The organism is Streptomyces sp. M-16 (assembly GCF_052114405.1).
GTDB lineage: Bacteria > Actinomycetota > Actinomycetes > Streptomycetales > Streptomycetaceae > Streptomyces.
Map to the genome: position 1 here is coordinate 19,183 of NZ_JBFRER010000096.1, position 9,638 is coordinate 28,820.

Annotated in this window: 9 protein-coding genes; 4 read left to right on the plus strand and 5 right to left on the minus strand. The window is 70.3% G+C overall.

Features of this window, described 5'->3' with window-relative positions; translation table 11 throughout:
- Positions 1–68: 68 nt before the first annotated feature.
- The 3 genes from AB4039_RS31710 (at position 69) to AB4039_RS31720 (ending at position 1,846) form a co-directional block, all read left to right on the plus strand.
- Positions 69–572, plus strand: a complete 504-nt coding sequence (locus AB4039_RS31710; RefSeq protein ID WP_442272396.1) for a SixA phosphatase family protein — start codon at positions 69–71, stop codon at positions 570–572.
- Between the two features lie 156 nt (positions 573–728).
- Positions 729–1,181 (plus strand): YbhB/YbcL family Raf kinase inhibitor-like protein, encoded by a 453-nt coding sequence (locus AB4039_RS31715; protein WP_266845763.1) that lies wholly within the window; start codon positions 729–731, stop codon positions 1,179–1,181.
- Between the two features lie 257 nt (positions 1,182–1,438).
- Positions 1,439–1,846 (plus strand): YidB family protein, encoded by a 408-nt coding sequence (locus tag AB4039_RS31720; protein WP_266845762.1) that lies wholly within the window; start codon positions 1,439–1,441, stop codon positions 1,844–1,846.
- A gap of 531 nt (positions 1,847–2,377) precedes the next feature.
- Here the strand turns inward: AB4039_RS31720 and AB4039_RS31725 are convergent.
- The 4 genes from AB4039_RS31725 to AB4039_RS31740 all read right to left on the minus strand — a co-directional run bounded on the left by AB4039_RS31725 (position 2,378) and on the right by AB4039_RS31740 (position 8,076).
- Complete coding sequence (locus AB4039_RS31725) at positions 2,378–2,710, minus strand: hypothetical protein (RefSeq protein WP_328619681.1); 333 nt, start codon at positions 2,708–2,710, stop codon at positions 2,378–2,380.
- 3 nt (positions 2,711–2,713) lie between these two features.
- Positions 2,714–5,566, minus strand: coding sequence for an RHS repeat-associated core domain-containing protein (locus AB4039_RS31730; protein ID WP_442272397.1), 2,853 nt, complete (start codon positions 5,564–5,566; stop codon positions 2,714–2,716).
- Positions 5,567–5,650: 84 nt separating this feature from the next.
- A complete protein-coding gene (locus AB4039_RS31735) occupies positions 5,651–7,342 on the minus strand; it encodes an SWIM zinc finger family protein (protein ID WP_442272398.1) in 1,692 nt (563 codons plus the stop codon).
- Between the two features lie 455 nt (positions 7,343–7,797).
- Positions 7,798–8,076 carry a DUF1876 domain-containing protein gene (locus AB4039_RS31740; protein WP_266845751.1) on the minus strand — a complete coding sequence of 93 codons (279 nt, stop codon included), beginning with the start codon at positions 8,074–8,076 and terminating at the stop codon, positions 7,798–7,800.
- A gap of 174 nt (positions 8,077–8,250) precedes the next feature.
- Between AB4039_RS31740 and AB4039_RS31745 the strand changes: the two genes are divergently transcribed.
- Entirely contained in the window at positions 8,251–9,105 is an 855-nt protein-coding gene (locus AB4039_RS31745) for a DUF72 domain-containing protein (RefSeq protein WP_266845750.1), read from the plus strand.
- On the opposite strand, the gene AB4039_RS31750 is transcribed toward AB4039_RS31745, so the two are convergent.
- On the minus strand, positions 9,022–9,638 hold a 617-nt coding region (locus tag AB4039_RS31750), incomplete at its 5' end, for a CapA family protein (protein ID WP_442272399.1). The two genes, AB4039_RS31745 and AB4039_RS31750, sit on opposite strands and share 84 nt — an antisense overlap.

The following is a 9,638-nucleotide window of genomic DNA, read 5'->3' on the forward strand; positions in this document are numbered from 1 at the left end:
CAATGCCGGCGCAGGGAGCCCGCTTTGTAGGTCTTCTGCGTACCCGGGCCGTCCATTAGGCTCGGCCCATGCCGGACCTGGTGATCCTTCGGCACGCCAAGAGCGCCTGGCCGCCGGGCGTGCCCGACCGTGAGCGTCCCCTCGGCCCGCGCGGACTGCGGGATGCCCCCGCAGCCGGGCGGCTGCTGGCTCAGGCAGCCCTGCTGCCGGACCTCGTCCTCTGCTCCCCGGCCCGGCGCACCCGCCAGACCTGGGAGCTGGCCGCCGCGGAACTCCCCGGTCAGACGCCTGTACGGTTCGCGCCGCGGCTGTACGGGGCCGATGCCGAGGACCTCCTCGACGTTGTGCGGGACACGCCGGCCGAGGTCGCCCGTCTGATCCTCGTCGGTCACAACCCGGGCCTGCAGGAGCTGATCCTGCTCCTGGCCGGCGAAGCCCCCACCCCGGAGCTGGACCGCATCGAGACCAAGTTCCCGACCTCGGCCGTCGCCGTCCTCAGTTGCCCCGCGCCCTGGCCCGCCCTCGCCCCGGCCACCGCGATGCTCACGTCGTTCGCGATCCCACGCGGCTGAGCGGCGAACAGGCCAGGTCGCTTGAGCGGCCCGGCCTCTTCACGCCGTACCTGCCCACCCGCGGCGGACCGGGCAGATGCCGATGGGGCTCGGCCGAACGGGGCGTTTACGGGGCGGATCGGTGGCGGCGCCGCCGTTGCGGGTAGGGCGGCGGGTGTGAGCGGAATCGAACTCAGCAGTACCGCATTCGACGACAATGCGGCGATCCCCCGTCGGTACAGCGGGGAGGGAGAGAACATCTCGCCGCCCCTGACCTGGTCGGGGGTGCCCCATGGGGCCACGGAGCTGGTGCTCCTGTGCGAGGATCCGGACGCACCGGGGACGACCTTCCTGCACTGGCTGGTGACGGGCATCGATCCGGGGACCACCGGGGCGGCGGAGGGGCAGAAGCCCCACGGCGGCCTGCCGTGGCCCAACGGCTTCGGGCACGTGGGCTGGGGCGGACCGATGCCGCCACCGGGGCACGGGCCGCACCACTACTTCTTCCGCCTGTACGCCCTGTCCGAGCCGCTGCCGCTGCACGGTCGCCCGGGCGCCGAGGACGTGCACCGCGCCCTGAAGGGCAGAGAGCTGGCCTCCGGCACCCTCGTCGGGACGTATCAGCGCTGAGCACGCCGGCCGGGGCTCCGGCCGGCGCAGCCCGTCGTCGGACGCAGGGGTGGCCGCGTCGGCGTACGACAGCAGGGCGCCACGTGCTTGTACGGCCTCGGCTCGCTCTCTGCCACGACGACCAGCCCGGCACCGAGCCGAGCCCCGCGGGGCGTCGTACGGGTGAACGCGCTGGGCCGGCGGGCTCGGGGAGCCGGTGCGGTGGGGGCGGGCTCGTATAACGGGGTGGATGTGAGCACACGCGGAAGGCGAGGGCAATGGGCGATGACCTGGGAAGTCTGCTCGGTGGACTGCTCGGAGGCGGGCAGGGCGGCAAGGGCGGTGCGCTGCTGGGGGCACTGCTCGCCTCGCTCGGCGGGGCCGGCACGCACGGCGCGGGCAGCAACCCGCTGGGCGCGCTGCTGGACACGCTGAAGGAGGGCGGGCTCGGCGCACAGGCCGACTCGTGGATCGGCAGGGGCCGGAACGAGCTGGTCAGCGGCCCCGAGGTCGCGCAGGCACTCCCGTACCAGGCGCTGGACCACGTGGCCGAGCAGGCGGGCGTTTCTCCCGAGGAAGCCGCTGACCAGCTCGCCCTGACCCTGCCCCAGGTCGTCGACAAGCTCACCCCCGACGGCTCCGTGCCCGATGGCTCGCTGGAGGACCTGATCCGCAAGCAGCTCTGACAGGCCGACCGGCCGTCAGACGACCGCGACCGCGCCGACCTCCGGCAGTACGCAGCTCCGTTCGACGGTGCGGCAGCGGCGGCACCTCGGACTCCCGACAGGTACGTGGACTCCTGCATGAGTCCTGGAAAACCCTGGGGCAGCTGACCGGACATGCGAATCGTTGTAGGCTCCGCAGACCGCCCTTGACCTGCGCGAAGCAGGCAGGGAGCAGACACTTCGGGAGTATTCGCATGCTTCGTACCATGTTCAAGTCCTACATCTGACATCCGGACGTTTCTGCAGGTCAGCGGCGTGGTAGCGAGGCTTTGGTCAGCAAACGGTCAGCATCAGCCCCTTGGGTTGCTCACGGAGGCACACCAGCTGGCGGTCGCGCATGTTGCTGGCGCGGGGGCTTGTCGGCGCGCCGTGACGGCCTGTGACACATGTAGCCCGCCGTCCTTGAGGCCGCCGCCCGGCCCGAGGGCCAGGCTCTGACAGCCTGGCTTTGGCGCCTGGTTCCGAGAACGCCTGTCACGACTGTGACAGGCATCACGGCACCGTGAACCAGCAGATGTCACCGGAGTCGGGCAACCGGGAATACGCGTCGACCTCTGCTGTGATTCGCGCCAAAGCCCCGGCCTTGTCCGAATTCCATGGCAGGAAGGGGTCCTGTTCCGACTCCGTCAGGTCTCCCGGTCGCGCCCCGGCGTCGTACAGATCGGCGACGATCCGCAGGAGCAGTCCCAGCTGTTCCTCGAACGTGGCGCCCCGCCCGAGCAAACTCCCCACGGCTCCGCTGACGACCGAGAAACCGAGCCAGTCGTCGTGTGCGTACTGGCAGAGATAGTCCAGCTCTCGGCGGTACGCCTCGTCATTCACCATCGCTCAGTCCCCATGCTGTGGGATGTGGAATCGTTTCATGTCCAGCCCGTCCACGTCGTTGTAGTCAATGGTCGCTCCGCCGGACTTGCTGAACGGCCGATAGGTCACGGTCGATTTAGGGTCGTCCGACAACTGCCACACCTCGATATTGCCCTTCGGCGTGGGCTTGACCTCGGGATCGCCGAGTTTCGCGTGCAGGTCCAGGCGGATCCTCTCCAGCTCCACGTCGTCGACCATCCTGACGCCAGGGCTGTCCTCCTCACCCCTCATCTTGCCGTCGCTGTCGACGGCGGTCTCGCGTGCGGAATCATGCCGGACCTGGTCATCAGGGTCGAGGCACTTCAGTCCCAGCGGGTCCAACCAGACGAAGGGGTTGGGCACGAAGGTGTGGTGGTTGGGCGCGGCGCTCAAACCGAGTGGGTCGGGTGAGGCATAGCCGGCGAACTGGGGATCGTAGTAACGGAAGCAGTTGTAGTCGAGGCCCGTTTCCTGGTCGCGATACTGACCCGGGAATCGAAGCGGGCAGACGACCGGTGTCGCGCCTGACGGCGCCGGGAGGTCTGCGCCCCATACCGTCGTGCGGAACTGCCAGCCGATGCGGCCGTCGGGGGTCACCAGCTCCATCGGGGTGCCGACGAGGTCCGTGACGATCGCGTGGAAGCGGGCGTCGAACTCCTCCTGGGTGTGGTGGTCGGCCTGCGCCAGGGGACGGTGCGTGCCCGGTGCGTAGTCCCAGGTGGTGATGTGACCGTCCAAAGTGGCCTGCTCGACCAGGCGGGTGCCGTCCCACGTGAAGGTGGTGTGTTCCACGACCGCGCCGCCGGGATCGAGGCGCGCCTTGGCGGTGCGCCGGCCGAGCGGATCGTAGGTGTGCTGCCAGCGGTCATCGTCCGGAGTGGTCGCGTCGGTGAGACGGTCTTCCGCGTTCCAGGTGAAGGCCCACGTGCGTCGCTGTCCACTCAGGAGTTTGCGGACGCGGCGGACGAGCCGCCCCTGGCCCTCGTGCTCGTACAGCGTCCGGCCGACGCGCCGGATCAGGGTTCCGCCGAGCTCGTGGTCGCCGTTGGAGGGATGGTCTGGCACGGCGGTGTGCGCGAGGTTGCCGAGGTCGTCGTAGGCGTACCGCTCGGCCCAGCCGTACGCATGGACGGCCGTGACCCGGCCGATGGGATCGAGGTCGAAGCGCCGGGTCCCGTTGGTCAGCTCGCGGATTTCGGTGACGTGGCCGTCCGCCCGATAGGCGTACGAGCGGTGCTGGAGGAGGGTCTGGCTGGCGTCCGGGCGGCTGGTGAGCGACTGAGTAGTAAGGCGGTCGACCTCGTCCCAGGTCTGGGTGAGGACGATGTCGTCGCCGAAGGTGCGGGAGATCTCGCGCCCCACCGCGTTGTACCGGAAGCCCAGCTGGCTGCCGGCGGTCCTGAGGGCCACGGGCCGGCCTTCGGCGTCGTACGTCCATTTGGACAGCGCGCCGGCGGGCGTACGGCGCGAGGTACGGCGGCCCCGAGCGTCGTGGGTGTAGATGCTGGTGGCGCCGTTGGCCGACTCGCTGACGAGCCGCCCGAGGACGTCGTACGTCCTGTGGATCTCGACGTCCGGGTTGGCAGCCATGACCAGGCGGCTCCCTGCATCGTAGGCGTGCACCGTCTCGGTTCCGTCGTCCGCGCGCCGGACCGTGGCCCGGCCGAGGGCGTCCCGGGTGAAGCGGAGTGTCTCGCCTGCCCCGTTGGTACGGGAGACGAGCCGTCCAGCCGGATCGTAGGCGTAGCTGAGGCTCCGGCCGTTGAAATCCGTCTCGGAGATCAGGCGGCCGGCGGCATCGTAGTCGTAGTTCCAGCTCAGGCCCTGGGGATTGGTGACCTGCTTCAGCCGTAGCTCAGTGTCGTAGGTGAAGGCGTACCGCGTGCCGTCCGGTTCGGTGCGGGTGGCGGGTAGGTCGAAGTGCGTGTGGGTGTGGCGCGTGGTGTTGCCGGCGAAGTCCGTGTGTTCGACGAGGTTGCCCTCGCCGTCCCATTGCCAGGTCTCGCGGGTACCGTCCGCACGCTCCCTCCACGCCGGCTCGCCGTCGATGGTCCAGCCCTGCCTCGTGGTACGTCCCAGGGGATCGGTCACGGCGGTGTCGCGCCCGTGGGGGCCGCGGCGGACGGACGTGGTGTGGCCGAGCGGATCTGTGACCGCCATGGGAAGACCGGCATCGTTGGTGGCGATGGCGGTGCTGTGGCCCAGCTCGTCCGTGACGCGGTTCAGGTGGCCGTGGACGTCGTACGCGTACTCGGTCCGGGCGCCCGCCGGGTCGACGGTCGACGTACGGTTGCCGCGCGCGTCGTAGGTGTGACGCCACAGCGCGCCGTCGAGCTCCCAAACTTCCACAGGCAGGCCCAGCTCGTTGTACGCGGCTGCTCCGGCTGTGCCGTCCGGGCGCTGCACACTCAACAGGCGTCCGCAGTCGTCGTACGTGTAGCGGGTGACGTGGCCGAGGGGGTCCGTCACGGCGAGCCGAAGCCGGTTGGTCTCGTCCCACTCGGTGCGCGTGGTGTTGCCCAGGGGGTCCGTCTCGGCGACGACCTTGTACGCCTCGTTGTAGACGTAGGTGGTCCTGTTGCCGATGGAGTCGGTGTAGACCGTGGTGCGGGCCGCGTCGTCGTAGTGGAGGCGGCCGGTCATCATGCCGTCCGAGCCGACGGTCCGCAGCACACGCCCGTGCCGGTCGTAGACGTAGCCGAACTTCGTGCCGTTGCGGTCGGTCCAAGAGGTAATGCGGTGGTCGGCGTCGTACGCGTGGCGCAGCGACTCGCCCGTGGAGTTGACGACCTCGGTGAGGTCACCGGCCGCGCTGTAGCCGAAGGAAGCCAGGGTCACGCTGCGCTCGTCCGTGCCGGGGCTGAGCAGGCGCAGGGAGGTGACGCGCAGCTTGACCGGCGCGGGTCGGGGTGTCGTCGGCCATCACGGTAGCCCGTGTTGGTCGAGCTTCGTCATGAGCTTTCGCTTGCGCTTCTGGTCGGCGCGCAGCGCGGCCAGGTAGGTGGCGAACTCCAACTCAGTGCCGAGGGCTTGGTGGCAGGTGCGGGCGCTGAGCAGGAGTTCGGTCATGCGCTCGTACGTGCCGTCGCCGGTCTGCTTGCGCAGGGGCTCGATCCAGCGCACGTAGACGGCCAGGGCGTCGGCAGGCCTCTGGCCGCGGATCCGGTCGGCGAGGGCCAGCCACTGCTGCTGGTCGGCGTAGCCGTCGGCGGCGGCCTGCCAGGCGGCGTCGAGGTCGCCGTCGTCCATGAGCGCGTCCATGAGCACGGAACCGCCGTACCGGCGGCCGGCCTTGGGAGTGTCGGCCGCCCGGAGCGCCTCCAGCGCGGTCGCTCTCTCGGCGGCCTCCCAGCTTCCGGCCGCGCGGGCCGCCGTACGCAGGTCCTGGTACGTGGCCAGCGTGGGGCGGGCCCGCAGTAGATCCCGGCGGAGCATGACCACGTCAGCAATGCGGCCGGTTCGCGTGTAGCGCTCGCAGACGAAGGTGACCAGTTCGCCGTCCGGGCCCCACTCCGAATCGGCCTCCCGCAGGCCGCGTTCGGCCCATTCCAGGGCTTCGGGCGGGCGACCCGCCTCTTCCAGCTCCTTCGCGATCACCAGATGGGTGTGGCCGTTCGGGGCGAGGTCCGCCGCGTGGACGGCGACCAGAGCGTCCACGCTGCCTCCGCCGGCCTTGAGGAGGCGTTCCATCAGGTACTTCTCCGCCCACCCTTTGGGGTGGGCCCGCCAGGCGGCGACCACCAGTTCCCGGGCGCGGGCGAGGCCCGGCTCACCCAGTACCTCGTGGTAGTCGAAGAGGTCGATGTCGGTGGCGTCGTTCAGGCCGTCGAGGAGGTGGGCCACCAGCCAGTCGGCCGTCTGGACCGGGTCCGGACGTGCTTCGCGGCAGGCCTCCAGATGGGCTTCGGCCAGTCCGGTCGCGACCTCCCCGATCAGACCGTCCGAGTCGTCAACCTCCCCGTACGTCCGGCCCAGCGCGGAGAGGGCCTCCCGGGCCACCTCTACCGCGTCCGCCGCCCGGCCGCTCGCCGTCAGCGCGCGCAGGGCCGTCACCGCCTCGGCGGCCTGCTGCCCGTAGGCGCGGGCGTCGGCGTACTCGACGTAGCCGTAGCGGGCGAAGGGGCGGGTGTCGAGCAGGCTCAGGATCCGTTCACGGACGATGCCGGTGTCCTCCCCGGCGGCTGCCGCTCGTAGTTCCAGGCGGCGGCGCAGATCGCGGTCTTCGGCCAAGTGCTCCTGCAGGAGGGCGAGGAGCTCCTCGCGGGTGCGGGACTTCAGCCAGGAGGAGAGCAGCTCGGTGCGGCCGGTGGCGGAGGCCCGCTGCCGTGGCACCGAGTCCGCCTGTCCGAGGACCACCAGGCCGACTGCCACGCAGTGCTTGCAGAAGTTACCCTCCTGCCCGTACGGACAGTCGCACCACCCGGTGAGCGGGCCAACCCCGTCCTCGGTCAACTCGACCTCGTAGGCGTCGGTGCCGTCCACGGTCGCGGTGATCGCCGTCTCCCCGACCTCTAGCCGGGACACGGCGGTGAGGTAGCCGAGCCCGCGCTCGTAGGAGCGGGCCCCGGCCAGCCTCCGGAGGTCTTCGTCGGTGAAACCCAGTGCGTCTGCCACACGGTTCATTGAATCGGAAGCGCACCGCCGCGGTGTCGGGTTCACCGGAGTGTGCGCCTTTCCGAGGCTTCTGAGACGAGCAGTCGGGTACGGCACGGCGAGCGGAGGCGTTGGCTGGCGAAGCTCTCCTGGGGACAGCTGACTGAACATGTGGATCGTTGTTTGGAGATATGTGCAGGTCGGGACCGTGGGCCCGCTGTCCCAGGACCCGCCCGGCAATGGGCCGTTCACCAGCGCCGAGCGAGTGGTCTGCCAAATCCGTGCCGAGACGCCGAGTCGACGCCCGGATGCGGTACCACGACCTGCTCGGTGAGATGGACCGCACCGCCCCCAGTCCGTAGCCCACTGAACCGCGCCCCCATCCGGTGCACTACCGGAACGACGTCCTGCGCAGCCTGGTGAGCGTGTACGCGGCGGTGGTAGAGCCGGCGCTCGGCCCCCGGCGGCGAGGCGGCCTACGTAGCCGGGCCCGAGTCATCCGGCCAGCCGTAACCGGTGCGCGGCGGAGTGGGTACGGCGCCCACCGCCGCCAGGTCCCGGTCGGCGGCGCGCATCAGCTGACCGGCCAGGTCGCGCATCGCCCGGCTGGCCGCCAGCTCGTCACCGATCGCGGGGACCTCCACGTCCTGCGGATTGCGGCGTGCCGTGCCGCGGCCGACCATCGTCGTCCTCCCGCTCTCGAGCACTGCCCGGGCTTTGGTCGTGCCGTCCTCCTCGGTCAGGTAGACGCCCACCTTCTACTCCTCGGCGTGTGTCATGACGTGCCTCCTTGCGCTCTGGTCCCCCTCGTCCCATGGTTTCCAGGTTTCCGGAATCCCTCCGTGCCGGCCCACATAGCCCTGTTCCTTATTTGTAGATACCTGCATACATCGGTTTATATGTCCTTTCTTCGCGGGTAAGGGTGGGGCATGCCCATGCTCGTCGGAACCTCGGGGTGGCAATACGAGGACTGGCGCGGCGTTCTCTATCCGACCGGTCTGCCGCAGCGGCTGTGGCTGGAGGAGTACGCCCGGCGATTCGCCACCGTCGAGAACAACAACGCCTTCTACCGGCTTCCGACGAAGGAGGTCTTCGGGTCCTGGCGGGAGCGGACGCCCGAGGGGTTCGTCATGGCGGTCAAGGCCAGCCGCTATCTGACCCATATGAAGCGGCTGCACGACCCCGAGGAGCCGGTGCTCCGGCTCCTCGACCGTGCCGAGGGCCTCGGTGACCGGCTGGGGCCCGTCTTGCTGCAGTTGCCGCCCCACTTCCGGGAGGGGGCCGGGGCGCTGGATGCGTGCCTGAGCTGCTTCTCGGGCACGGTCCGGGTGGCCGTCGAACTACGGCATCCCTCGTGGTGGGACGCGGAGCGGGAGCTGCGGACGGTCCTGGAGCGGCACGGCAGCGCGCTGTGCTGGGCGGACCGGGGATCACGGCCGGCGACGCCTCTGTGGCGTACCGCGTCCTGGGGATACGTGCGCTTCCACGGCGGCATCGCCGAGCCGCCGCCCCGCTACGGCCGACAGGCGTTGACATCCTGGGCCGGACGCATCGCCGACGCCTGGCCGGACCAGGACGACGTGTATGTGTACTTCAACAACGACGTGGGGGGTGCGGCGGTCGTCGACGCCGCGAAGTTCGCCCGGGCCGCGGCCGCGCTGGGCCGGACGGTGAGCCGTACGCCGCCGTCCCTCGCGGTCTTATGCCGGCCGGGTGCCGTTCTGGACGCGCGGACCGTTGACGCCGAGGGTGAGGGTGCCGTCCGGGTCGTACGCGATGCGTGAGCCGAAGCCGCGGCTGATCCGGTCCAGGACGTCCTGCAGCCACCGGCAGTCCTTCCCCGAAGCCCTCCCGAGCCGCATCCGCCGGGCCTGGAGGGGCGTGATGCGCAGTTCGCGGAGTCTGCCGGTGTCGGGCTCCAGTAAGGGGAAGTAGAGCAGCCGCAGGTCGTCCCGGTAGTTCTCGTAGCCGGTGATGCCCTCGTAGTCGTTGACCAGGTCGCCGCAGCCGTAGGCGATGAGCTTTCCCCGGTACAGCTCCAGCGGCCGGGGATGGTGCGAGGAATGCCCGTGGACCACGTCCGTGCCTCCGTCGACGAGTGCGTGCGCGAAGCGGACCTGGTCGCGGGGGACGGTGTAGCCCCAGTTGGAACCCCAGTGGATCGAGGCGACGGCGATGTCACCCGGCCGTTTCACCTGCCGGATCCGGGCGACCACCGCGGCCGCCGCGCTCTCCGAGGCCTCGGCCACGTAGTCGACCCCGCTCCGGTCCGCGGCGGCGGCCCAGCTGGGCGGGATTCCGCTGGACGGCATGCCGA

Bases quoted from the DNA above. Each gene is read 5' to 3' on its own strand.
- AB4039_RS31745 (WP_266845750.1), top strand. From the start codon at position 8,251: ATGCCCATGCTCGTCGGAACCTCGGGGTGGCAATACGAGGACTGGCGC.
- AB4039_RS31720 (WP_266845762.1), top strand. From the start codon at position 1,439: ATGGGCGATGACCTGGGAAGTCTGCTCGGTGGACTGCTCGGAGGCGGG.
- AB4039_RS31725 (WP_328619681.1), bottom strand. From the start codon at position 2,710: ATGGTGAATGACGAGGCGTACCGCCGAGAGCTGGACTATCTCTGCCAG.
- AB4039_RS31710 (WP_442272396.1), top strand. From the start codon at position 69: ATGCCGGACCTGGTGATCCTTCGGCACGCCAAGAGCGCCTGGCCGCCG.